The organism is Georgenia deserti (assembly GCF_042680605.1).
In the GTDB taxonomy this organism is placed as follows: Bacteria; Actinomycetota; Actinomycetes; order Actinomycetales; family Actinomycetaceae; genus Allobogoriella; species Allobogoriella deserti.
On the sequence record NZ_JBHUEE010000004.1, the window covers coordinates 150,837 to 174,525 of the forward strand.

The 23,689-nt window shown below is 70.6% G+C and carries 20 protein-coding genes and 1 tRNA gene; 6 read left to right on the forward strand and 15 right to left on the reverse strand.

Translation table 11 applies throughout. The annotated features are described in order from the left end of the window. Positions 1-12: 12 nt before the first annotated feature. The 15 genes from ACFSE6_RS09185 to hisI form a co-directional block, all read right to left on the reverse strand. Positions 13-579, reverse strand: coding sequence for a GNAT family N-acetyltransferase (locus ACFSE6_RS09185; protein ID WP_388005438.1), 567 nt, complete (start codon positions 577-579; stop codon positions 13-15). Positions 580-588: 9 nt separating this feature from the next. Further along, positions 589-1,218 carry an ANTAR domain-containing response regulator gene (locus tag ACFSE6_RS09190; protein ID WP_388005953.1) on the reverse strand — a complete coding sequence of 210 codons (630 nt, stop codon included), beginning with the start codon at positions 1,216-1,218 and terminating at the stop codon, positions 589-591. A 256-nt stretch (positions 1,219-1,474) separates the two neighbouring features. Continuing rightward, the gene (locus tag ACFSE6_RS09195; protein WP_388005441.1) at positions 1,475-1,867 is read right to left on the reverse strand and encodes a VOC family protein; all 393 of its coding nucleotides are present in this window, start codon (positions 1,865-1,867) and stop codon (positions 1,475-1,477) included. Positions 1,868-2,140: 273 nt separating this feature from the next. Then, positions 2,141-2,222: transfer RNA gene (locus ACFSE6_RS09200), tRNA-Leu, on the reverse strand. A gap of 81 nt (positions 2,223-2,303) precedes the next feature. Beyond that, the gene (gene pyk, locus ACFSE6_RS09205) at positions 2,304-3,734 is read right to left on the reverse strand and encodes a pyruvate kinase (protein ID WP_388005444.1); all 1,431 of its coding nucleotides are present in this window, start codon (positions 3,732-3,734) and stop codon (positions 2,304-2,306) included. An 86-nt stretch (positions 3,735-3,820) separates the two neighbouring features. Continuing rightward, the gene (locus ACFSE6_RS09210) at positions 3,821-5,305 is read right to left on the reverse strand and encodes a glutamate synthase subunit beta (protein WP_388005447.1); all 1,485 of its coding nucleotides are present in this window, start codon (positions 5,303-5,305) and stop codon (positions 3,821-3,823) included. Then, positions 5,298-9,860 (reverse strand): glutamate synthase large subunit, encoded by a 4,563-nt coding sequence (gene gltB / locus ACFSE6_RS09215; RefSeq protein WP_465254139.1) that lies wholly within the window; start codon positions 9,858-9,860, stop codon positions 5,298-5,300. The genes ACFSE6_RS09210 and gltB overlap by 8 nt, the downstream gene beginning before the upstream one ends. A 259-nt stretch (positions 9,861-10,119) precedes the next feature. Beyond that, a complete protein-coding gene (lgt, locus tag ACFSE6_RS09220) occupies positions 10,120-11,238 on the reverse strand; it encodes a prolipoprotein diacylglyceryl transferase (RefSeq protein ID WP_388005956.1) in 1,119 nt (372 codons plus the stop codon). Between the two features lie 13 nt (positions 11,239-11,251). After that, positions 11,252-12,088 (reverse strand): tryptophan synthase subunit alpha, encoded by an 837-nt coding sequence (gene trpA, locus ACFSE6_RS09225; protein WP_388005453.1) that lies wholly within the window; start codon positions 12,086-12,088, stop codon positions 11,252-11,254. Further along, positions 12,081-13,346, reverse strand: a complete 1,266-nt coding sequence (trpB, locus tag ACFSE6_RS09230; protein ID WP_388005456.1) for a tryptophan synthase subunit beta — start codon at positions 13,344-13,346, stop codon at positions 12,081-12,083. Before trpB ends, trpA begins: the two co-directional genes overlap by 8 nt. Next, the gene (trpC, locus tag ACFSE6_RS09235; protein WP_388005459.1) at positions 13,343-14,158 is read right to left on the reverse strand and encodes an indole-3-glycerol phosphate synthase TrpC; all 816 of its coding nucleotides are present in this window, start codon (positions 14,156-14,158) and stop codon (positions 13,343-13,345) included. The genes trpB and trpC overlap by 4 nt, the downstream gene beginning before the upstream one ends. A 154-nt stretch (positions 14,159-14,312) precedes the next feature. Beyond that, positions 14,313-14,591 carry an HGxxPAAW family protein gene (locus tag ACFSE6_RS09240; RefSeq protein ID WP_388005462.1) on the reverse strand — a complete coding sequence of 93 codons (279 nt, stop codon included), beginning with the start codon at positions 14,589-14,591 and terminating at the stop codon, positions 14,313-14,315. 77 nt (positions 14,592-14,668) lie between these two features. Continuing rightward, positions 14,669-15,325, reverse strand: a complete 657-nt coding sequence (locus ACFSE6_RS09245; protein ID WP_388005465.1) for a Trp biosynthesis-associated membrane protein — start codon at positions 15,323-15,325, stop codon at positions 14,669-14,671. Next, positions 15,322-16,932 carry an anthranilate synthase component I gene (locus ACFSE6_RS09250; RefSeq protein ID WP_388005468.1) on the reverse strand — a complete coding sequence of 537 codons (1,611 nt, stop codon included), beginning with the start codon at positions 16,930-16,932 and terminating at the stop codon, positions 15,322-15,324. The genes ACFSE6_RS09245 and ACFSE6_RS09250 overlap by 4 nt, the downstream gene beginning before the upstream one ends. Next, the gene (gene hisI, locus ACFSE6_RS09255; RefSeq protein WP_388005471.1) at positions 16,929-17,330 is read right to left on the reverse strand and encodes a phosphoribosyl-AMP cyclohydrolase; all 402 of its coding nucleotides are present in this window, start codon (positions 17,328-17,330) and stop codon (positions 16,929-16,931) included. Before hisI ends, ACFSE6_RS09250 begins: the two co-directional genes overlap by 4 nt. 47 nt (positions 17,331-17,377) lie before the next feature. Between hisI and ACFSE6_RS09260 the strand changes: the two genes are divergently transcribed. The 6 genes from ACFSE6_RS09260 (at position 17,378) to ACFSE6_RS09285 (ending at position 23,612) form a co-directional block, all read left to right on the forward strand. Beyond that, the gene (locus tag ACFSE6_RS09260; RefSeq protein WP_388005474.1) at positions 17,378-18,058 is read left to right on the forward strand and encodes a TIGR03085 family metal-binding protein; all 681 of its coding nucleotides are present in this window, start codon (positions 17,378-17,380) and stop codon (positions 18,056-18,058) included. Between the two features lie 92 nt (positions 18,059-18,150). Further along, positions 18,151-20,220, forward strand: a complete 2,070-nt coding sequence (locus ACFSE6_RS09265; RefSeq protein ID WP_388005477.1) for a CocE/NonD family hydrolase — start codon at positions 18,151-18,153, stop codon at positions 20,218-20,220. A 7-nt stretch (positions 20,221-20,227) separates the two neighbouring features. Further along, complete coding sequence (locus ACFSE6_RS09270; RefSeq protein ID WP_388005480.1) at positions 20,228-21,190, forward strand: ABC transporter substrate-binding protein; 963 nt, start codon at positions 20,228-20,230, stop codon at positions 21,188-21,190. Then, positions 21,187-22,212, forward strand: coding sequence for an ABC transporter ATP-binding protein (locus ACFSE6_RS09275; RefSeq protein WP_388005483.1), 1,026 nt, complete (start codon positions 21,187-21,189; stop codon positions 22,210-22,212). Before ACFSE6_RS09270 ends, ACFSE6_RS09275 begins: the two co-directional genes overlap by 4 nt. Beyond that, positions 22,209-22,928: an ABC transporter permease gene (locus ACFSE6_RS09280; RefSeq protein WP_388005486.1), complete on the forward strand. Its 720-nt coding sequence runs from the start codon at positions 22,209-22,211 to the stop codon at positions 22,926-22,928. Before ACFSE6_RS09275 ends, ACFSE6_RS09280 begins: the two co-directional genes overlap by 4 nt. A gap of 3 nt (positions 22,929-22,931) precedes the next feature. Beyond that, positions 22,932-23,612, forward strand: a complete 681-nt coding sequence (locus ACFSE6_RS09285) for an ABC transporter permease (protein ID WP_388005489.1) — start codon at positions 22,932-22,934, stop codon at positions 23,610-23,612. The last annotated feature ends 77 nt before the right edge of the window (positions 23,613-23,689 follow it).

The following is a 23,689-nucleotide window of genomic DNA, read 5'->3' on the forward strand; positions in this document are numbered from 1 at the left end:
TGCTCGCGCCTGTCAGGCAAGGAGGGCGTTCAGCTGCGCCTCGGTCAGCGGCCGGTCCGCGTAGACCAGCCGTACGGCCCGCGGGTCCGGGTTGCCCGCGTCGTGGCCGCGAAACACCTGGGTGAGGCCGAGACGCTCCGCCACAGCCCGGGAGGCGGTGTTGTGCTCCAGGAGGAACGCAGTCACCGGTGCCTCCGGCCGCACCTCGGCGGCGGCGTCCATGGCGGCCCGGGCGATCTCGAGCGCATACCCGCGCCGCTGCTGCTCCGGCACGAGCCGGTAGTAGAGGTTGAGCACCCCGGCGGGCCGGAGCCGCACGCCACCGATACCGACGAACGTGCCGTCCGGCAGGCGGGCCACCCAGTAGCCCAGCCCGGCCGCCCAGTCCTCGCGGTACTCGGCGAGGTCACGGGCCGTCCTGGCCGTGGTCGTGTGCCGCCCGGACGGCAGGTGCTCCCAGACCCTGGGGTCGCTGTGCAGCGCGTACAGCTCGTCGAGGTCGGTCTCCTCGGCCGCCGTGAGCACCAGGCGTTCGGTGCGACGCCGATGCGGCGTTCCGGCCCCATGGGAGAGCGCCACAGCCGAGCGCTACTTCTTCGCGCCGACCTGTTCGATGACGGCGTCGGCGACCTCGCGCATGGTCAGCCTCCGGTCCATCGAGGTCTTCTGGATCCACCTGAAGGCCTCGGGCTCGCTCAGGCCCATCTTGGTCATGAGCAGACCCTTGGCGCGGTCCACGCGCTTGCGCGTCTCGAACTGCTCGGCCAGCGAGGCCACCTCGGACTCGAGGGAAGTGATCTCGTCGTGCCGGGAGATGGCGATCTCTACGGCCGGGAGCAGGTCCGCCGGCGTGAAGGGCTTGACGACGTACGCCATGGCGCCCGCGTCCCGGGCCCGCTCGACAAGCTCCTTCTGCGAGAAGGCGGTGAGCATGACGACGGCGCAGGTCCGGTTGCCGATGATGCGCTCGGCCGCGGTGATGCCGTCCATGACGGGCATCTTCACGTCCATGACGACGACGTCCGGTTCGAGCTCCTCGGCGAGCGAGATGGCCTGCTCGCCGTTGGCGGCCTCGCCGACGACCTCGAAGCCGGCGTCGGTCAGCGACTCGACGATGTCCAGGCGGATCAACGTCTCGTCCTCGGCGACGACGACACGTCGCTTCGTCCCGGCGTCCTCCTCGTCGGCGGCGCCGGCCTCGGGGCCGGGCAGCTCGATCGTGCCGGTGGTCTCCTCGTCCGCTTCGGCGCTGGGAGCGGCGTCGTTCTCGTTCGTGGTCACGAGCGCAAGCCTATAGCGGCGCCAGGGCATGACGACACCGCGGAACCGGCGACGTGACAGCACTCACGCGACAACGTCCCCGCCTGGGCGCCCGCTGTACCGTGGCGCTCGCCGACCGTGCGACAGCGGGCACGGTTCACCATCGTCACAGGAGGGCTTCGTGGCCACGCTGCTGGCCCCGCTGGCGCAGGCGTCACGCCTGGACGACGCAGAACTCGTTACCTTCAGGATCCCGGAGGACGACGAGTCCGTCCTCCGGCGACGGCGGGTAAAACGGGACGGCGCCGAGATCGATGAGACGCTGCACCTCGGCGGCCACGTCCCTCGTCGACAGGTCGAGGTGGACGCGGTTCTTGACGGTCTTGGACTCAGGAACCGCCTGGAACCACAACCGAGGGCTGCCCACCGGGCCCTCGACTAGGACCGACGGATCCTCCTCCGGGCCGTCGAGCCCCATTGCCCGTAGCCGCGCGAGCTCGTCATCGTCGTAGGCAGCCACCGTGTAACCGTCGAGGGCCTGTGCCCAGAAGCGGGCGAGCGAGGCGGCGTGCCGGCAGTCAAAGACGACATCTCGGATCGCGGCCATCTCACTGCTCCTCCGTTGTCGATCGGTCACGAGCCTGTCGGCGACGCCGCTCCAGCAGCGCGGCCACGCCATCAAGTATCCGCTCGAGCCCTCCCGCACGACTCCGAGGGGCGCAACTTCGTCTATGGAGAGACTTTCGATTTAGTCGACGACCATCGCCGGAGCGCACTCGGACGCGTACGTTCGCAGCGCAGCTGACCCACCGGCGGAAACGGAGGCCCCGGGCTTAAGCATTACCCAACCGATGGTGACGCCACGAGGTGACGCATGAGGTGCTCCCGGCGGGACTCGAACCCGCACGCCTCTCGGCACCGCATTTTGAGTGCGGCGTGTCTACCAGTTCCACCACAGGAGCGTTGCGCGCCGACCAGGGTACCCGTGGTCGGCCGTCGCGGAGTGCGCCGGCCGGCGAGGCCGGCCCGGCGGGCGGCTTGGCTCAGCCGGTGACGCGGCTGAACGTCTCGCCGATCTTGTGCACGCGGATCGAGTTCGTCGTGCCGGCGCGCCCTGGCGGCATACCGGCGACGATGACGACCTTGTCGCCCTCCGCGGCGAGGCCGGTGGTCTGCAGCACCTGGTCGACCTGGTTGACCATGTCGTCGGTGTGGCTGACCTCCGGCACGGTGTAGGTCTGGATGCCCCACGTCACGGCCAGCCGGTTCCGGGTGACCGGGTCCGGCGTGAACGCGAGCAGCGGGATCGAGGACCGCAGCCGCGACATCCTCCGGGCGGAGTCGCCCGACTGGCTGAACGTCACGAGGTACTTCACGTCCAGCATCTCGCCGATCTCGGTCGCGGCACGGGTGATGACACCGCCGCGCGTGTGCGGGCTGGAGCCGAGCGGAGCGATGCGCTCGCCGCCCTTCTCCTCGGTGTTCTCCACGATCCGCGCCATCGTCCGCACGGTCTCGATCGGGTAGTCACCGACCGACGTCTCGCCGGAGAGCATCACTGCGTCCGAGCCGTCGAGGATCGCGTTCGCGACGTCGGAGGCCTCGGCGCGCGTCGGGCGCGGGCTGGAGACCATGGACTCCAGCATCTGCGTGGCCACGATCACCGGCTTGGCGTTGCGACGGGCGAGTTCGATCGCCCGCTTCTGCACCAGCGGAACCTGCTCCAGCGGGAGCTCGACGCCGAGGTCACCGCGGGCGACCATGAGCGCATCGAAGGCGTCGACGATCTCGACGAGGTTGTCCACCGCCTGCGGCTTCTCGATCTTCGCGACCACCGGGACGCGGCGCCCGACCTCGTCCATGATCGCGTGGACGTCGTCGATGTCAGCGGCGTGCCGGACGAAGGACAGCGCGATGAAGTCCGCGCCGAGCTCGAGCCCCCACCGCAGATCTTCCTTGTCTTTCTCCGACAGCGCCGGGACGGAGACCGCAACGCCGGGAAGGTTCAGACCCTTGTGGTTCGAGACCGGTCCGGGCACCTCCACGCGGGTGACGACCCGGGGGCCGTCGACCTCGAGGACACGCACGGCGACCTTGCCGTCGTCGATGAGGATCCGGTCGCCCGGCTTGCAGTCTCCGGGAAGCCCCTCATAGCTGGTGGAGACCAGCTCCTTGGTGCCGGGCACGTCCTCAGTGGTGATGGTGAAGGTGTCCCCTTCGGCGAGCTCCTCGGAGCCGCCCGCGAAGTCGCCGAGACGGATCTTCGGGCCCTGGAGGTCCACCAGCACCGCGACGGCACGGCCGGACGCCTGGGCGGCGTCGCGCACGTGGCGGTAGACCACCTCGTGCTCCTCGGCGGTGCCGTGCGAGCGGTTGATCCGAGCGACGTCCATACCGGCGTCGACGAGTTCCTGGATCTTCTCGGCCGACGCCGTGGCCGGGCCGATCGTGCAGACGATCTTCGCTCTACGCATGGCACCAACCCTATGGGGTCCAGGCCTGCTCGCCCGACCGCTCTCCGACCTTCGGACACCTCCGCACCGCCGGCTCGCAGCGGCGTTCAGGCGGAGACGGCAACGGTCGATGGAGCGACCGGTGCGGGCAGTTCCGTCTCGCCCCGCAGGAACTCGTCGACGGCGGCGGCCGCCGCGCGGCCCTCGGCGATGGCCCAGACGATGAGCGACTGGCCACGACCGGCGTCCCCGGCGACGAACACCCCGGGCACGGATGTGGCGTAACTCTCGTCACGCGCGATCCGTCCCCGTTCGTCGACCTCGACGCCGAGCTGCTCGACGAGTCCCTCACGCGGCACGCCCTGGAAACCGAGTGCGAGCAGCACCAGGCCGGCCGGGATGACCCGCTCGGTCCCCTCGATCGGCTCGGAATGGCCGTGGCTGCGCACGACGTCGACCAGACGGATGTGGCTGACCTGGCCCGGGCCCGTCGACCCGTCGGAGAGGAACTCGACGGTGGACGCGCCGAACACCCGCTCGCCGCCCTCCTCGTGCGAGGTGGAGACGCGGTAGACCTTCGGGTAGGTCGGCCAGGGCTGGTCGCCCGGCCGTTCCTCACCGGGCATCGGATTGATGTCGATCTGCGTCACGGACGTCGCACCCTGGCGCAGAGCGGTGCCGTAGCAGTCAGAGCCGGTGTCGCCACCGCCGATGATGACGACGTCCTTCCCGGTCGCCACGATCTGGTCGTCGACGGGCCGGCCGGCCACCACGCGGTTGTGCTGGACGAGGTAGTCCATCGCGGGGTGGATCCCGCCGAACTCGCGGCCGGGGACCGGCAGCTCCCGCGGCACGGTCGACCCCATGGCGAGCACGATGGCGTCGTAGCGTTCCAGCAGTTCCTTCCCGCTCAGCGCGTTCTCGCCGCTGCCGCCGACGTCGACGCTCGGCCGGAATCGGGTGCCCTCGGCCTCCATCTGCTCCAGCCGCCGGTCGACCTGGACCTTCTCCATCTTGAAGTCGGGGATGCCGTAGGTGAGCAGTCCTCCGATGCGATCGTCCTTCTCGTACACGGCGACGGTGTGGCCGGCCCGGGTGAGCTGCTGCGCGGCCGCGAGTCCGGCCGGGCCCGAGCCGATGACGGCCACCGTGTTGTTCGTCAACCGGTCGGGGATCTGCGGCTCGACGAGCCCGAGGTCGAACGCGTTGTCGATGATCGACTGCTCGATGTACTTGATCGTCACGGCCGGCTGGTTGATGCCGAGCACGCACGCGGTCTCGCACGGGGCTGGGCACAACCGGCCGGTCCACTCGGGGAAGTTGTTCGTCGCGTGCAGCCGCTCGATCGCCCCGGCGAAGTCCTCCCGCCGGGTCAGCTCGTTCCACTCCGGGATGAGGTTGCCGAGCGGACAGCCGTTGTGGCAGAACGGCACGCCGCAGTCCATGCAGCGGGTCGCTTGCCGCACCAGGGCCGGGGAATCCTCCACCCGACGTGTGTAGACCTCGCGGTTGTCGAGGATGCGGACGGGAACGGGGCGACGCTTGGGCAGCTCCCGCTCGCGGTACTTGAGAAAGCCTTGGGGGTCAGCCACGAGATGCCTCCATGATCGAGGCCCAGACGTCGGGCGAGGCCGGGTCGAGACCGTCCTCGGTGGCCCGCACGAGGGCGGCCGAGACGGCGGCGTACTGGCGGGGCAGCACCTTGGTCACCCGCGAGGCGAGCGCCTCGGTGTCCGCGAGGAGCTCCTCGGCGACCGTCGAACCGGTCAGCTCCAGGTGCCGGCCGAGGAGGTCGGCGACGATCGAGACGTCCTCCGCGTCCAGACCGGAGAGGATGAGCTCACCGGCGGCCAGCGCGGGCCCGTTGATCTTCGTCGTGTCGAGGTCGAGCACGTACGCGGTACCGCCGGACATACCCGCACCGAAGTTGCGGCCGGTCGTGCCGAGCACCACGAGGGTCCCGCCGGTCATGTATTCGGCGGCGTGGTCACCCACCCCCTCGACGACGGCGACCGCCCCGGAGTTACGCACGCAGAACCGCTCGCCGGCGCGCCCGCGGAGGAAGATCTCCCCGGACGTCGCGCCGTAGGCGACCACGTTCCCGGCGATGACGTTGTCCTCGGCGGCAAACTCCGAACGCTCGTCGGGACGGACGATGATGCGGCCCCCGGAGAGCGACTTGCCGACGTAGTCGTTGGTGTCCCCCACGAGGCGGAGCGTCACACCACGCGGCAGCAGGGCACCGAAGGACTGTCCGGCCGAGCCCGTCAGGGTGATGTCGATGGTCCCGTCCGGCAGGCCGTCCGGGCCGTGCCGCTTGGTGATCTCGTGCCCGAGCATGGTGCCGACCGTCCGGTTGACGTTCCGCACCGGCAGATCGATCCGGACCGGTTCGCCGTCCTCGATCGCGGGCCGGGAACGGGCGATGAGGTCGTTGTCCAGCGCCTTGTCCAGGCCGTGGTCCTGGGCGCGCACCTGCCGCAGCTCGCTGCCGGGGCGAGGTTCGAGCTTGGTCAGGAGCGGACCGAGGTCGAGTCCGGAGGCCTTCCAGTGGTCGACGGCCTCGGTCACGTCGAGCAGGTCGGCCTGGCCGATGGCCTCGTCCAGCGAGCGCAGTCCGAGGGACGCGAGGTACTCGCGGACCTCCTCGGCGATGAACTCGAAGAAGTTGACCACGTGGTCCGCCTGCCCGGTGAACCGCTCGCGCAGCTCCGGGTTCTGCGTGGCGACGCCGACCGGGCACGTGTCCAGGTGGCACACCCGCATCATGATGCAGCCCTCGACGACCAGCGGAGCGGTGGAGAAGCCGTACTCCTCGGCACCCAGCAGCGCGGCGATGACGACGTCGCGACCGGTCTTCATCTGTCCGTCCGCCTGCACGACGATGCGGTCACGCAGGTCGTTGTGGACGAGGGTCTGCTGTGTCTCGGCGAGGCCGATCTCCCACGGCCCGCCGGCGTGCTTGAGGGAGGTGAGCGGGCTCGCCCCGGTTCCGCCGTCGTGCCCGGAGATGAGGACGACGTCGGAGTGGGCCTTGGCCACGCCCGCGGCCACGGTGCCGACCCCGATGGAGGAGACCAGCTTGACGTGGATCCGCGCGCCGGGGTTGGCGTTCTTCAGGTCGTGGATCAGCTGGGCGAGATCCTCGATCGAGTAGATGTCGTGGTGCGGCGGCGGGGAGATGAGGCCGACGCCGGGGGTGGAGTGCCGGGTGGTGGCGACCCACGGGTAGACCTTGTGCGCGGGCAGCTGTCCACCCTCGCCGGGCTTGGCACCCTGGGCGACCTTGATCTGGATGTCGTCGGCATGGGTGAGGTAGTCCGCCGTGACGCCGAACCGGCCCGAGGCGACCTGCTTGATGGCCGATCGCCGCTCCGGGTCGCGCAGGCGGTCGGGGTCCTCACCGCCCTCACCGGTGTTCGACTTCGCGCCCAGCCGGTTCATGGCGATCGCCAGCGTCTCGTGCGCCTCCGCCGAGATCGAGCCGTAGCTCATCGCACCGGTGGAGAACCGCTTGACGATCTCACTGACCGGCTCGACCTCCTCGATCGGGATCGGATCGCGGTCCGCGGTTCTCAGCTTCATCAGTCCGCGCAGTGTCATCAACCGGCGGGACTGGTCGTCGACGCCGCGGGTGTAGTTCTTGAAGATGTCGTAACGCCGGGTCTTCGTCGAGTGCTGGAGCCGGAAGATCGTCTCCGGATCGAACAGGTGCGGCTCTCCCTCGCGACGCCACTGGTACTCCCCGCCCATCCGCAGCGTGCGGTGCGCCGGCGCAATCCCGGAGGGCGGGTAAGCCGTGGCGTGGCGGGCCGCGACCTCCGCCGCGATGACGTCCAGGCCCACGCCGCCGAGCGGGCTCGGCGTTCCGGTGAAGTACTCGTGCACCAGGTCCTCGGACAGGCCGATCGCCTCGAACACCTGCGCACCGCGGTAGGACATGACCGTGGAGATGCCCATCTTGGACATCACCTTCAGCACGCCCTTGCCCAGCGCCTTGATGACGTTCTTGACGGCCTGCTCGCCGGTGACGCCGGTGACCACGCCCTCGCGGACGAGGTGCTCGACGCTCTCCATCGCCAGGTAAGGGTTGACCACGGCGGCGCCGTAGCCGATGAGCAGGGCCACGTGGTGCACCTCGCGCACGTCACCCGCCTCGACGATCAGCGAGATCTTGGTGCGGGTGTGCTTGCGCAGGGTGTGGTGGTGCACCGCGGAGGTGAGCAGCAGTGAGGGGATCGGCGCGAGCTCGGCGGTCGACTCCCGGTCCGAGAGCACGATGAAGCTCACGCCAGCGTCGATGGCGTTGTCCACCTCGTCGCAGATCTCGTCCAGGCGCGCCTTGAGGGCCGCGCCACCGCCGGAGACCCGGTAGAGCCCCTCGATGGTGACGGTGGAGAAGCCCTTCCCATTCTCCGGGCTGCGGCCGATGTGCTTGAGCTGAGCCAGCTGGTCGTTGTCGATGGTCGGGAACGGAAGGACCACCTTGCGGGCGTGACTCGGCGAGTCCGCGAGCATGTTCGGTTCGGGGCCGATCGCGCTGCCGAGTGAAGTGACCAGTTCCTCGCGGATGGCGTCCAGCGGCGGGTTCGTCACCTGCGCGAACAGCTGGGTGAAGTAGTCGAACAACAGCCGTGGCCGCGCGGAGAGCACGGCGATCGGGGTGTCCGTGCCCATGGAACCGATGGCCTCTGCCCCGGTGGCCGCCATGGGTGCGAGCAGGATGCGCAGTTCCTCCTCGGTGAAGCCGAAGGTCTGCTGACGCCGGACCACCGACAGCCGCGAGTGGTCCACGTGGTCACGCGGCGGAAGGTCCTCGAGGCGAACCAGCCCCTCCTCGAGCCATGCGCCGTACGGGCGGGCGTCCGCGAGCGACCTCTTGATCTCCTCGTCCGGGACGATGCGCCCCTCCCCGGTGTCGACGAGGAACATCCGGCCCGGCTCCAGCCGGCCTTTGCGGCACACGCGGGCCGGGTCGAGGTCGAGCACGCCCGACTCGGAGGCGAGGACCACCAGCCCGTCGTCGGTGACCCAGTACCGGCCGGGTCGCAGGCCGTTGCGGTCCATGACGGCGCCGATGAGCGTGCCGTCGGTGAAGGTGACCGCGGCCGGGCCGTCCCAGGGCTCCATGATCGTCGAGGCGTACTCGTAGAAGGACCGCAGCGCGGGGTCCATGTGCTCGCTGTTCTCCCAGGCCTCCGGGATCATCATGAGCATCGCGTGCGGCAGCGATCGGCCGCCGAGGTGGAGCAGCTCGAGGACCTCGTCGAAGGTGGCCGAGTCCGAGGCACCCGGGGTGCACACCGGCAGCAGGTCCTCGACGTCCCCGAGGACGTCCGAGGCGAGCATGCCCTCGCGTGCCGTCATCCAGTTCCGGTTGCCCCGGATGGTGTTGATCTCCCCGTTGTGGGCGACGAGGCGGAACGGGTGCGCCAGCGGCCACGACGGGAAGGTGTTGGTCGAGAACCGGGAGTGCACGAGGGCCAGCTCGGAGACGAACCGCTCGTCGGACAGGTCCGGGAAGAACGGCTGGAGCTGGTCCGTGGTCAGCATGCCCTTGTAGACCAAGGTGCGGCAGGACAGGGAGGCGACGTAGACGCCGGTGGCGTGCTCGGCCCGCTTGCGAAGCCGATACACCATCCGCTCCAGGTCCATGGTCGACGGTTCCGCGCCGGAGTTCTCGGCGGCGGTGACGAAGATCTGCCGGAACGTCGGCATGGCGGCCAGCGCGCTCGGACCGATCATCGACGGGTCGGTCGGCACATCACGCCAGCCGAGGACCCGCAGGGCCTCCTCGGCAGCGATCGTCTCGAACGTCTCGGCGACCTCACGCGCCGCCTCGGCCTCCGTCGGCAGGTACACCGTGCCGACGGCGTACCGGCCGGCGGGTGGCAGCGCGAAGTCGACCACCTCACGGAGGAAGGCGTCCGGGATCTGCGTGAGGATGCCCGCACCGTCACCGGTGTTCTCCTCGGCGCCGACGGCGCCACGGTGATCCAGGTTGTGCAACGCGGTCAGACCGGCATCGACGATGTCGCGACCGGGGGCGCCGCGCAGGGTGGCCACGAAGGCGACGCCGCACGCGTCGTGCTCGCGGTCGGGCTGGTACAGCCCCGTGCCGCCGGGCGTGCGGGCAGCGGGCGACATCACGGATGCCTCCTGCGTCTGCTGCGCCTGCTCCATCAGCGTTCTCCCTCACTGCGGAGCGGTCCTTGCGGGACGACTCCGCATCGTCGTGCGTGCTGGTGGGTCCTCGTCGTCCCGTGGTGGGGCGATGTTACTCGCCGATGACGACGACGTAACAAAAAGCGTCCACATTCTTGACACACGGCTGGTGAAACCGTGGTGCGTAGGACAAGCGAACGGGCGACGGGCCGCGCATGTCAAGCACGAGCACTGTACGTCGTCACGGGTGAGTCGTGGTGCCGCGAGACTCCGGTCGGTCATCGCCCGCGTCGGAGTCCACGGCCGTCCCGGCAGGTCCCGCCGGTTCACCCGTGCGCACCTCCTCGGGCCGGCCTGGCGTGTCGCCCCGGTCCTCGGCGTCGTCTGTGGTGCCCGCGGTGCCCTCGGCGGCGACGGTGCCCTCGGTGACAGGCTCCCGGCCGGGGAGCCACACCGACTCGACGGCGGCCGCGCGCGGGGTCTGCACCATCGGGTCCAGGCGGTCGTCGACCACCCGGTCGACGAGGCGGTCACCGGTTCCGGTCCCGTTCTCCCGGGCACGCGCCTGCCGTCGGCCGAGGACGACGAAGATCACAAGGGCCACGACGAACAGCGCGATCGAGGTCCACACGTTCAACCGCAGACCGAGCACCATCTCCGCCTCGTCGATGCGCAGCATCTCGATCCACACCCGACCCAGCGTGTAGAGCATGACGTAGAGCCAGAAGACGCGGCCGCCGCCGAGACGGAAGCGTTTCTCGAGGCGGATGAGGACGAACGCAGCGAGGAGGTTCCACACGAGCTCGTAGAGGAACGTCGGGTGGAAGAGCGTGCCGGGCGGGTACCCGCCGACGAGGTGAGCCGGATCGATCTCGAGACCCCACGGCAAGGTGGTGGGACCGCCATAGAGTTCCTGGTTGAACCAGTTGCCGAGTCGGCCGATCGCCTGGGCCACGAGGAGCGCGGGAGCGAGGGCGTCAGCGAACGGCCCGAGCCGCAGGCCCTTCCGCCGCAGGGCGAGCCACGCCGCCACGGCCCCGGCCGCGACGGCACCCCAGATCCCGAGTCCGCCCTGCCAGATGAACAGGGCCCGGACGAGGTTGCCGTCGGGCCCGAAGTAGGCGTCCGGCGAGGACAGCACATGGTAGATCCGTGCCCCGACGATGCCGGCCGGCACCATCCAGAAGGCGACGTCGAGTGCGGTGTCCCGCGGGCCGCCGCGGGCGGTGTAGCGCCGTTCCAGCATCCACAGCGCGACGACGATGCCCAGCAGGATGCAGATCGCGTACGCGCGGATCGGGACAGGCCCGAGCTGCCACTCACCGACGGGAGGGCTGGGGAGGGAGGCGAGCGGCGTCAACACCGGACGAAGCCTACTTCCCGCGGTGCGCGCCGGTGGCGAGCTCCGCGGCGAGCGTTTCGAGATCGGTCAGCGCGGTCTCGAGGTCTCCGCTGCCGTCGAGCAGTGTGCGCACGAAAGCCGACCCGACGATCACGCCGTCGGCGTACTCGGCGATCTCGGCGGCCTGCGTGCCGGTGGAGACCCCGAGTCCGACGCACACGCGTTCACCGCCGGCCCGGCGGGTACGTTCGACGAGGGTGCGGGCGGCAGAATCGACGTTGGCCCGGGTCCCGGTCACGCCCATGGTCGAGGCCGCGTAGACGAACCCGCGGCACGCCTGCGCCGTCATCGCCAGCCGTTCGTCGGTGGAGCTGGGCGCCACGAGGAAGACACGATCCAGGCCGTGGGCGTCGGAGGCGGCGATCCACTCGCCGGCCTCGTCCGGAATGAGGTCCGGGGTGATCAGGCCGGCGCCGCCGGCGGCGGCCAGGTCCCGTGCGAAGGCGTCGACGCCGTAGCGGTGCACCGGGTTCCAGTACGTCATGACCAGGACCGCGGCGCCGGTCTGAGCGACCTGGTCGACGGCGCGCAGCACGTCGGCGGTGCGCACGCCGCCGTCGAGTGCGGCCTGGGCTGCCTGCTGGATCACGACACCGTCCATGCCGGGGTCGGAGTACGGCAGCCCGAGCTCGATCACCTCGGCGCCGGCGGCGACCAGCGTGCGGGCGGCCCGCACGGACGTCTCGACGTCGGGGAACCCGACCGGGAGGTAGCCGACCAGGGCGGCTCCGCCGTCCTGGCGGGCGCGGTCCAGCGCCGCCGCGGTGTGCGAGCCAGCCGAGGTCTCCGAGGCGAGCGCCTCACTCATGCGGGGTCTCCTCCTCGAGCAGCGAGAACCAGTGCGCCGCGGTCTCGACGTCCTTGTCGCCGCGTCCCGAGAGGTTGACCAGGATGGTCGGCGGCGCCTGGCCGGCGGCTTTCGCCTCGGTGCCGAGGCGGATCGCCCCGGCGAGAGCGTGGGCGGACTCGATGGCCGGGATGATGCCCTCGGTCCGGCACAGCAGCTGGAAGGCGTCCATGGCCTCGGCGTCAGTGACCGGCTGGTACTCGGCGCGGTGGATCTCGGAGAGCCAGGAGTGCTCGGGCCCCACGCCGGGATAGTCCAGCCCGGCGGAGATGGAGTGCGACTCCTTGGTCTGGCCATCCTCGTCCTGCAGGACGAACGTGCGGGCGCCGTGCAGCACGCCGGGATCGCCACCGGTGATCGAGGAGGCGTGCCGGCCCGTCTCCACACCGTCGCCGGCTGCTTCCAGACCGACGAGGCGGACGCCGTCGTCGTCGAGGAAGGCGTTGAAGATGCCGATGGCGTTCGAGCCGCCGCCGACGCAGGCGCAGACGATGTCCGGCAACGCGCCGGTGAGGTCGAGGACCTGCGCGCGAGCCTCCTCGCCGATGATCTTCTGCAGGTCCCGGACCATGGCGGGGAACGGATGCGGCCCGGCCGCGGTGCCGAAGACGTAGTTCGTGGTCTGCACGTTGGTGACCCAGTCGCGGAAGGCCTCGTTGATGGCGTCCTTGAGCGTGCGCGAGCCGGTGGAGACTGGGACCACCTCGGTGCCGAGCAGCCGCATGCGGGCGACGTTGAGCGCCTGGCGCCTCACGTCCTCCTCCCCCATGTACACGGTGCACTCGAGGCCGAGCAGGGCGGCGGCGGTCGCGGTGGCGACGCCGTGCTGACCGGCGCCGGTCTCGGCGATGACGCGCTTCTTGCCGATCTTGCGGGTGAGCAGCGCCTGGCCGAGGACGTTGTTGATCTTGTGCGAGCCGGTGTGGTTGAGGTCCTCGCGCTTGAGGATGATCCGGGCGCCGCCCGCGTGCTCAGCGAAGCGGGGCACCTCGGTGATGATGCTCGGCCGGCCGGTGTACGTGCGGTTCAGGCGATCCATCTCCTCGAGGAAGGAGGGGTCCACCTTGAGCTTCTCCCACGCGTCCGTGAGGTCGTCGAGCGCGGCGACGAGGGCCTCGGGGACGTAGCGTCCGCCGAACTCGCCGAAGTACGGACCGTCGACGTGGCCGAGGTGACGTGGCAGCGCGACCTCCCCGGTCCCGGGCCGTGCGCCGCTCATCGCCGCACCGTCCGCAGGGAGGGATGAGAGCCGGCAGCGACCATGTCGGCGACCGCGGCACGGGGGTTGCCACCCGTGACGAGCGCCTCCCCGACCAGGACGGCGTGGGCGCCGGCGCGCGCATAGTCCAGGACGTCGTGCGGGCCGCGGACTCCCGACTCGGCGACGCGGACGACGTCGTCCGGGACCACGTCGGCGACGTCCGGGAACACCGACCGGTCAACCTCGAGGGTGTGCAGGTCGCGGGCGTTGATGCCGATGACCCGCGCACCGGCGTCGAGGGCCCGCCGAGCCTCGTCGCGGTCGTGCGCCTCGACGACGGCGGTCATGCCGAGCGAGTGGACCCGCTCGACGAGCCCGGTCAGCACCGGCTGCTCGAGGGCGGCGACGATCAGCAGGACGAGGTCGGCTCCGTGCGCCCGGGCCTCCCACACCTGGTACGGGCTGACGACGAAGTCCTTCCGGAGCACGGGGATCTCGACGGTCTCCCGCACGGACTCGAGGTCCTCGAGCGATCCGCCGAAACGCCGGCGTTCGGTGAGCACGGAGACGGCGGCGGCACCGCCGGCCTCGTACTCGGTGGCCAGTCCGGCCGGGTCGGCGATGTCCGCGAGCGCCCCCTTGGACGGGCTGGACCGCTTGACCTCCGCGATGATCGTCAGCGCTCCGCTGCCGCCACGCAGGGCGCTCACCCCGTCGCGGGCGCTCGGGCGCGCCGCCACGGCCTCCTTGAGGCTCTCGAGCGGGCGGCGTGCCTGCCGGTCCGCGAGATCCTCGCGGACCCCGGCGACGATGTCTTCGAGCACGGTCACGAGGCGCGCTCCCTTCCTTCGACCGTCCGAGATCTCATCGTAGGCCGCGCGGGAGCGTGCTCAGTACGCCGTGGCGTCTATCCGGACGGGAGACGGACGGCCACGTGACGAGGCTCGCCGTGGTCGAGGGCTCCGGCAGCGGGTCGGCCGGCGGTCAGTTGCCGTACCAGTCCGCGGATCGCTTCGCGTCCTCGCCGTCGGACCGGCCGGGACGCGCCGCCCGAGCGATGATGCTCACGATGATCGCGGCGGCGCCGATGCCGGCGCCGACGTAGATCACGGTCATCTCGGAGAAGATCATGCCGATGCCCGCCACCAGCGTGGCGATCGTGACGCCCACCGCCAGGATCCACGCAGCGACGGTCCGGCCGTGATGGTGCGACGGCGAGGCGGGCGGCAGCGTGTAGGTCTGCGGCTGCGGGATCTGCGGCACGGGTCTCTCCTGGGTCGTTCCGGGCACCGCCCAGCCTATCGGACCAGGCCGCCCGCGCTGTGCATGCGACGGCGGGCTCAGCGTGCGCGGCCGCCGTCACCGTCCCCCTCGGCGGTGGGGTCCTCTCCCCGACCCAGAGCGTCCCAGTCGTCCATCGACCGGTGGCGCTCGTCGGTCTCCCGAGCGAGCGACGACGGCTGCTCGGCGCCACCGCGCGCCAGCTCCTCCGGCACGGGCCGGGCGCGTTCGAACCGACGCCCGGTGGCGCTCCACCGGCCGGAGAACGCGATGATGCCGACGCCCGCCAAGGCGAGCGCGGCCGCGAGAACGAACGTCAGATAGGGCCAGGGCGTGACGTCGACGGCGCCGGTGAGTTCCGGGACACCGCTGATCTCGCCGGCGGCGCGGCGCACCGGGGTCGCGGGATCGCTGAGGAACCCGCTCACCACGGCGACGACGGCCACGGCCGAACCGAGCAGGGCGAGACCGCCGAGGAGTGCGCCGACCCGGCGTCCGAGGGCGACCGCCAGTCCCGCCGCACCGGCGACCAACGCTGTGGCCGCCAGCGCGGGTGCCGCCGTCGTCCCGGAGACGGAGACCGGCTCGGGGCCGAGCACGGTCGTCACGTGTGCGCGGGCCCACGCCGGTGAGCCCGACCCGGCGAGGAGCGCCGCGAGCGCGAGCACCGACAGCACGAGCCGGCTGCGGGTGAGTCGGTCGGCGAGCCGGCTCACCTGGACGCGACCTCGCGGAGGCCGGCGGCGATCTGGACGGCCCGCACGGCCGCGGCCGCCTTGTTGCGGCTCTCCTGATACTCGGTGGCCGGGTCGGAGTCCGCCACGATCCCGGCGCCGGCCTGGACCGTGGCCCGGCCACCGGAGATGACCGCGGTGCGGATCGCGATGGCGAGATCGGCGTTGCCGTCGAGGTCGAAGTACCCGACGACGCCGCCGTAGATGCCGCGGCGGACCGGTTCGAGGTCGTCGATGAGTTCGATCGCTCGCGGTTTCGGGGCGCCGGAGAGAGTGCCGGCAGGGAAGGTCGCGGTGAGACAGTCCAGTGCGGTGGTCCCCGCGCGCTGCCGGCCGACGACGGTGGAGACCAGGTGCATGATGTGGCTGTAGCGGTGGATCGCCATGAAGTCGACGACGTCGACGGTCTCCGGGTCGCAGACCTTCGTCAGGTCGTTGCGGACCAGGTCGACGAGCATGACGTGCTCGGAGCGTTCCTTGGGGTCGGCGAGCAGGTCCTCGCCCAGGTCCTTGTCCTCGGTCGGACTCCCGCCCCGGGGTCGGGACCCCGCGGCCGGGAACATGGTCACCTCACCGTCCTGGACGCGCACGTGCGTCTCGGGACTGGAGCCGACCACGGAGAAGTCGCCGGGACCGCCGGGTTCGTCCTCGCCGGCACCGCCGTGCAGCCGCAGGTAGTACATGTACGGGCTCGGGTTGATGGTGCGCAGCACCCGGTAGACGTCGAGCGGGTCCGCCGGGCAGTCGATGTCGAGCCGTTGGGACAGGACCACCTGGAAGACCTCGCCGTCCCGGACGGCCTGTTTGGCGGCTCGCACGGCGTCCTCGAAGTCCTCGCGGCGGGTGCGGAAGCGCAGCTCGGGCTCGGTGACGTCGCTGCGCGCGGCGGCCGCGCTCACGCTCGGGCGGGTCAGTCCCGCAGCCATGGCGTCGAGACGCGCGAGCGCGTCGGTGTACGCCTCGTCCACACGGTCGTCCGTGTCGTCCGCGTTGACGGCGTTGGCGATGAGCCACACGGAGCCGTCGTGATGATCGAGGGCGACCATGTCCGTGGCCAGGCAGAGGGCGACGTCGGGCGTGTCGTGCTCGGCCGGGGCGAGCGCCCGCAGAGTCGGCTCCCACTGGCGCAGCACGTCCCAGCCGAGCGCGCCGACCAGGCCGCCCGTGAGCGGCGGCAGCCCTGGCAGGGCCGGTGTGCGCAGCGCCTCCAAGGCCGCGGCGAGGACGTCGAGCACCGGTCCGGATGTCGGGATGCCGACGGGCACGTCGCCCGTCCAGGCCGCCTGGCCCTCGCGCGAGGTCAGCGTCGCGCGCGAGGAGACGCCCACGAACGACCACCGGGACCAGACGCCGTCGTGCTCGGCCGACTCCAGGATGAACGTACCCGGGCGGCCGCCGGCGAGCTGCCGGTAGACGCCGGTGGGAGTGAGGTCGTCGGCCAGCAACCGACGGACCACCGGGATGACACGGCGGTCCGCGGCCATCGCACGGAACTCGGGAAGGCTCGGCCAGGTCCGGCCCCAGGCGAGGTCGGGGACCTGCGCGGGCGGGCGCGTCGTCGACTCGTGCGTGGACGCCGAAGCGGTCATGCTCGCTCTCCCTTCTGCCCTCGGGCGTCGTCCCGGTCGCCCACCACGGCGCCCAGGTCGCCGCCCGCCTCGAAGCACGTCCGTGTGCCGGTGTGGCAGGCGGGCCCCACCTGGTCGACCCGGACGAGCAGGGCGTCGCCGTCACAGTCGAGCGCCACGGACTTCACGTGCTGGGTGTGGCCGGAGGTGTCGCCCTTGCGCCAGAGCTCGCTGCGCGAACGTGACCAGAACGTCGCACGGCCGGTGGTGAGGGTCCGGTGGAGGGCCTCGTCGTCCATCCACCCGACCATGAGCACCTCGCCGGTGTCGTGCTGCTGGACGACGGCGGCGACGAGGCCATGCTCGTCCCGCTTGAGGCGCTCGGCGATCTCGGGGGCTAGTGCGGATGTCGGTGGCACCAGAGAATCTTGTCACGCACGTGTCGTCGTCGACGTCGGGAGGACGCATGACCAGCCAGGCAGATGCCCACCGGGCGTCGACCGATCGGGGCGGGGCCGCGCCGTCGTGGGCGGAGGCCGAGCGTGCGGCGTTCGTCCGGACGCTCCACGCCACCGACCCGGCCGCCCCCACCCTCTGCGAGGGCTGGACCGTGCACCGGCTGGTCGCCCATCTCGTCAGCCGCGAGCACCGGCCGGCCGCCGCCCTGCGGGACGGGACGGCAGCGGTGGGTGACGAGCCGAGTCTCAACGCACTTCTCGACGGTCCCGACGCACCGCCGTACCGGGATCTCGTCGACCGTTTCGCCGCCGGTCCACCGCGCTGGTCGCCGTTCTCGTGGGCGGCCGAGACCACCAACCTCATCGAGTACGTGGTCCACCACGAGGACGTGCGTCGCGGCGGGCCGGAGCCGGCCGAACCCCGCGTACTGCCCACCGACATGGTGCGCGCGGTGTGGGAACGGCTGGGACCGATGGCCCGGCTCGCGCACCGGTCGAGTCCGACAGGGGTGGTGCACGTCGTTCCGGGCGGACCGCGGCGGACCGTGCGCCGGCGGACGGACGCGGTGGCCGTGGTCGGTGACCCGGTGGAGCTGGCGCTGTATACGCTCGGCCGCCGTGACGAGGCCGAGGTCGACCTGCTCGGCCGGCCGGAGACCGTCGAGGCGTTCCGAGCCGCACAGCGCTGACCGGATATCCGCCGGCCGCGGTCATCTATGCACAGATTATGCAGAAAAGTGCAAATTATGCTGACAGCGCGGCCGCCGTTACGGTGCGGACCATGCCGTCCCCCTCCGACTCAGCACGATTCCGCACGGACCCGAAACACGTGACGGTTCTCGAGCACGTGACCATCCCGCTGGCCGACGGCACGCGACTCGCGGCCCGTATCTGGCTTCCCGCCGACGCCCAGAACTCACCCGTGCCGTCCGTTCTCGAGTACATCCCGTACCGCAAGAACGACATGACCGCGCCGCGCGACCTCACCATCCACCCGGAGTTCGCGAAGGCCGGCTACGCCTCCATCCGCGTCGATCTACGCGGCTCGGGCGACTCGGACGGGGTGATGGCGGACGAGTACGCCGAGTCCGAGCTCGCCGACGGCGTCGAGGTGCTGCGCTGGATCGGTCGTCAGCGCTGGTCCAACGGCAAGGTCGGCATGATCGGGAAGTCGTGGGGCGGCTTCAACGGGCTGCAGATCGCGGCCCGGCGCCCGCCGGAGCTCGCCGCGGTCATCACCGTCTGCTCCACGGACGACCGGTACGCCGACGACGTCCACTACAACGGCGGCGCGATCGTGGGATCGGAGATGCTGTCCTGGGCGTCCACCATGTTCGCGTACAACGCCCGACCCGCTGACCCCAAGGTCGTCGGCGAGAGATGGCGCGAGAACTGGTTCGAACGGATCGACCAGGCGCCGTCGAACATCGAGGACTGGCTCAGTCACCAACGTCGCGACGCGTACTGGAAACACGGTTCGGTGTGTGAGGACTGGTCGGCCATTCAGGTGCCGGTGCTCGCCGTCGGCGGTCTCCTCGACGAATACCGCACCACCCTGTTCCGGCTGATGGAGAACGCCCAGGCACCCGTCCACGCCCTGCTGGGACCGTGGTCGCACAACTACCCGCACCAGGGCGTCCCCGGACCGGCCATCGACTTCATCGCCGAGTCGGTCCGGTGGTGGGACCACTGGATGCGCGGTGTGGACAACGGGGTCGACGCCCAGCCCCAGCTTCGCGCGTACATCCCGGACTCAGCCCCGATCGGTTCGGATACCACGTCCCGCCCTGGTCGCTGGGTCAGCGAACAGCGGTGGCCCTCACCGGACGTGGACCGTGTCGGCTATCACTCGTCCGACGCCGTCGTCGACGGCCCGCAGACCTTGCCGAGCACCGCCATGCTCGGGCACCGTGCGGGCAGTTGGCTGCAGTTCGGTGCCGCGGCCGGACAGCCGCTGGATCAGTCGGGCGACGACGCGCGGTCCTGGACCGCGACCTGGCAGCCCGACGAGGACGCACCGGTGGAGATCCTCGGGACGCCGGAGGTCGAGCTCACCGTCCGGCCCAGCAGCGATCGCGGGCACCTCGCCGTCCGGCTCACCGACGTCGGCCCCACGGGCGAGTCCCGCCTGCTCACCATGGGCCTGTTCAACGTGACCCACCACGACTCGCACGAGAACCCGCGGCCGCTGGCCCCGTCGGAAGCGGTGACCGTCCGTGTCCCGCTGTTGTCCACCGCACACCGGTTCTCGCCGGGCCACCGCATTCGCGTGAGCATCTCGGCGAGCTACTGGCCGATCCTCTGGCCGACGGCAGGACGGAGCGAGCTCACCCTCGACGGCCCCGTCACACTGACCCTCCCGGTCCGACGCCGCGGGGACGACACGTACACCCAGGACGAGTTCCGCGCGCCGCCGGCACACGCCTCGGGCGCGATCGAAACGGGTGGCTCACCCATGCGCCGGACGCTCACCGAAGACCTCGTCGACTCCGACGTCACGATCACCACGTACTCCGAGTCCTGGTCGACCCATCACACCGACGGGCTCCACTACTTCTCCTCGGAGGAGGACTCCTACCACCGTCGGGAGGACGACGCCACCTCGCCGACGGCCGAATGCCGGCGCGTCATCCGGCTCCGTCGTCCCGGCGGGAAGGCGCCGACCGAGCCGGGGCGCTCGGGGCCTGCGGATCTTGCGGCCGAGCCCTGGGACGTGGAGCTGCGGACCGTGAGCCGGATGTTCGGGGACGAGACGACGTTCACCGTGACCAACGAGATGATCGCGCTGGAGAACGGCCGCCAGGTCAGGTCGCGCAGTACCAGTGCGGTGATCCCGCGCGATCTGAACTGAGGCTCCCATGAGAGACATGACACCGGACCACGCGCTGCCCGGTTCCCCGCAGCGGCGACCTGGTTCCCCGCGCGTCTCCCGCCGCGGTGTGCTCTCCGCGGCGGTCGGCGCCGCCGGTCTCGCGGCACTGGGCGGCTGCGGCATGGCGACCGGCAAGGGAGAAGGCACGGTCACCGTGGGCTCCAAGGGGTTCGCCGAGAGCTGGATCAACGGTGAGCTCTACGCCCAGGCGCTGCGCGCCCTCGGCTATCAGGTCGACCTGAAGACCAACGTGGGCTCCTCCGAGCTGATCGACGCCGCACTGACGAGCGGTCAGATCGATCTGTACCCCGAGTACACGGGCGTGATCGTGATGTCGCTCGCCGGGCACGAGGACCTCATGGAGTCGGCCGAGCAGACCCTCGACCTCGCTCGGGAGTTCGAGGCCTCGCGCGGTGTGACCGTGCTGGACGCCACCCCGTTCGAGAACAAGAACGCGATCGCCGTCACGCGCGAGTTCGCCGCCCGGCACAACCTGCGCACCATCGACGACCTGCGCGGCATCGGGGAGTTCACCTACTCGACGTACCCGGACAACGTCTCCGGCGGGCAGGGATACGAGGCGATCGTCGAGACCTACCGCCTCCCCAACATGAACCTCCGAACGCTGAGCATCGGGCTGAACTACCAGGCCCTGGAGAACGGCGAGATCGACGCCGCCGACGTGTTCACCACCGACCCGCAGCTGCTGCGGTCCGATCTCGTCGTCCTCGAGGACACGAAGAACCTGTTCGGCTTCCAGAACGTCGTGCCGTGCGTGCGTGACGACCTCCTCGATCGCGTCGGTCAGGACGTGCCGGACCTGCTCAACACGATGAGCTCGCTGCTGACCCTCGAGGCCGTCCAGGCCATGAACGAGGCGTCGGCGATCAACAGGCTCGACCCCGCTCAGGTCGCACGCCGATTCCTCGAAGCCAACGACCTGCTGTGAGGCACCCCGTGAACGAATCCCAGCACCGAACCACCGGGCCGGAGCGCACCGAGCGGTCGGTCTCCATCACCTTCGACCGCGCGACGAAGATCTACCCCGGGTCCGAGACACCCGCGCTCGATGCGCTCAGCCTGACGGTCGAGGCCGGTGAGCTTCTCTGCCTCGTCGGACCCTCCGGCGGCGGCAAGACCACGGCCCTCATGCTGATCAATCGCCTGATCGACCTCACCAGTGGCGACATCAGGATCGGCGAGACCAGCATCACCGACATCGGCGCGATCGAGCTGCGCCGGAAGATCGGGTACGCGATCCAGCAGACCGGGCTGTTCCCCCACATGACCGTCGCGCAGAACATCGCAGTGGTCCCGAGGATCCTCGGGTGGTCCGCAGCCCGGATCGACGCGCGGACCGACGAGCTCCTCGAGCTCGTCGGCCTGACTCCGACCGCGCAATGGCGGGCCCGCTACCCCGGCCAGCTCTCCGGCGGTCAGCAGCAGCGCGTGGGGATCGCCCGGGCTCTCGCCGCCGACCCCCCGCTGATGCTGATGGACGAGCCGTTCGGTGCGCTCGACCCGATCACCCGTACCGCCGTGCAGGACGAATTCCTGGCGATTCACCGTGCCGTCGGCAAGACGACGGTGTTCGTCACCCACGACATCGACGAGGCCATCAAGATGGGCGACAAGATCGCCGTGCTGCGGCCGGGTGGACTGCTCGCTCAGCTCGGGCCGCCGGAAGACCTGCTCGCCGAGCCTGCCGACGACTTCGTAGCCTCGTTCCTCGGTGCCGAGCGCGGGCTGAAGCGGCTCGGTCTCTACCGCCTGGGCGACCTGGCCGGGGAGCAGCGTGAGCCCTTGCCGGACTGGCCGAGGCTCCCGGCGGGCACGACGGCGCGCGAGGCGCTGTCCTGCGCCACGGCCGAACGTGCCGACGGCGTCATCGTCGCCGACGGCGAGACGCCCGAGCGCGCGGTCCCCGTCGCCCGGCTGCTCCAGCCCGACGTATCCGAGGGAGCCGCATGAGCGGTATTGCGACACCCGGCGATCCCGAGATCCCCGACTACGGTGACGCCTCCCGGTGCGTCATCGACAACGGCGTCTTCTGCACTGACTGGTTCGTCCAGCAGTGGCCGGAGGTGTTCCAGCCGGCACTGCTCGAGCACGTCGTCATGACGGTCGTCGCCGTGGCTGTCGGGTTCGCCATCTCCTTCATCGCCGCGGTGCTCGCCTACCGACGGGCATGGCTGTCTTCGCCCTTCGGCGCCGTCGCCACGTTCCTGTACACCTTGCCGCCACTCGCGCTTTTCCAGCTTCTCGTCCCGATCACCGGGCTGACCATGGTCACCGTCGAGATCGCGCTGGTGTGCTTCACCCTGGTCATCCTCTTCCGGGCGGTGCTGGCAGGACTGCTGGGCGTGCCGGACGACGCCAAGCGAGCGGCTCGCGGAATGGGATTGGACTCCGGCCAGATCCTGCGCATGGTGGAGTTGCCGCTGGCTATCCCGTCGATCATCTCCGGGCTGCGGGTCGCGACGGTGCTGACCGTGAGCATCGCGACCATCGCCGCCTTCGTCGTGGACGCCGGGCTCGGGTCGCCCATCCTCAAGGCGATCTCGTCCCCGTTCAACACCCAGTTCATCGGCGCCGGCGCGCTCGCGGTGTTGCTGGCGTTCGTGCTGGACGGCCTGCTGGCACTGGTCGGGCGCGCCCTGACCACCTGGACGAGAGCGAAGGTCTGAGCTATGGAGGCATTCGTCGACGCGTTCGCGTTCATGGCCGACAACGCCGGGATGCTGCTGGACAAGACCGGCGAGCAGCTCTGGCTGAGCGCGGTGGCCATCGGCATCTCGTTGCTCATCGGGGTGCCGGTGGGCCTGTGGCTGGGCCACATCCACAAGGGCGAGTTCCTGGCCGTCAGCCTGACCAACATCGGACGGGCCCTCCCCTCGCTCGCACTCATCGCGATCTTCATCGGACTGGTGGGCATCGGCTTCACCAACGTCCTGCTGGCCCTGGTCATCCTCGCGGTGCCGCCGATCATGAGCTACACGTTCGTCGCCATCGACTCGGTCGACCGCGATCTGACCCGGGCGGGCCGCGGGATGGGCCTCTCGCCCTGGCAGATCCTGCTGCGGATCGAGATCCCGCTCGGGCTCCCGATGGCCTTCAGCGGCATCCGGACCGCCGTCGTGCTCGTGGTCAGCAGTGCCACGCTCGCCACGGTGGCCGGCGGCGGCGGCCTCGGAGACATCATCCTGAACCAGGTCGCCTACGGGATGCGCGGCGTCATCGCCGCGGCGCTCTGGGTGGCGGCGCTGTCCATCCTCGCGGACCTGCTGGTGGCAGGGCTGCTCAGGCTCATCGCTCCGGCCGGCGTGCGTCGGCTGGCGGCCCCATCGACGTCGGCGCCTGCCGCGACCTGAGCCGTTCGGGCGCGGGAATAAGCAGGTCGGTCGTCAGCGTTGGATGCTCTCGCCCCGAGGAGAGGTGAGTGATGGCG

What these genes read in the sequence shown, in the direction of transcription:
- ACFSE6_RS09195 (WP_388005441.1), bottom strand. Translation starts at nt 1,867, where the DNA reads ATGGCCGCGATCCGAGATGTCGTCTTTGACTGCCGGCACGCCGCCTCG.
- pyk (WP_388005444.1), bottom strand. Translation starts at nt 3,734, where the DNA reads ATGCGTAGAGCGAAGATCGTCTGCACGATCGGCCCGGCCACGGCGTCG.
- gltB (WP_465254139.1), bottom strand. Translation starts at nt 9,860, where the DNA reads ATGTCGCCCGCTGCCCGCACGCCCGGCGGCACGGGGCTGTACCAGCCC.
- trpA (WP_388005453.1), bottom strand. Translation starts at nt 12,088, where the DNA reads ATGAGTGAGGCGCTCGCCTCGGAGACCTCGGCTGGCTCGCACACCGCG.
- trpB (WP_388005456.1), bottom strand. Translation starts at nt 13,346, where the DNA reads ATGAGCGGCGCACGGCCCGGGACCGGGGAGGTCGCGCTGCCACGTCAC.
- ACFSE6_RS09250 (WP_388005468.1), bottom strand. Translation starts at nt 16,932, where the DNA reads ATGACCGCTTCGGCGTCCACGCACGAGTCGACGACGCGCCCGCCCGCG.
- ACFSE6_RS09260 (WP_388005474.1), top strand. Translation starts at nt 17,378, where the DNA reads ATGACCAGCCAGGCAGATGCCCACCGGGCGTCGACCGATCGGGGCGGG.
- ACFSE6_RS09265 (WP_388005477.1), top strand. Translation starts at nt 18,151, where the DNA reads ATGCCGTCCCCCTCCGACTCAGCACGATTCCGCACGGACCCGAAACAC.
- ACFSE6_RS09270 (WP_388005480.1), top strand. Translation starts at nt 20,228, where the DNA reads ATGAGAGACATGACACCGGACCACGCGCTGCCCGGTTCCCCGCAGCGG.
- ACFSE6_RS09280 (WP_388005486.1), top strand. Translation starts at nt 22,209, where the DNA reads ATGAGCGGTATTGCGACACCCGGCGATCCCGAGATCCCCGACTACGGT.
- ACFSE6_RS09285 (WP_388005489.1), top strand. Translation starts at nt 22,932, where the DNA reads ATGGAGGCATTCGTCGACGCGTTCGCGTTCATGGCCGACAACGCCGGG.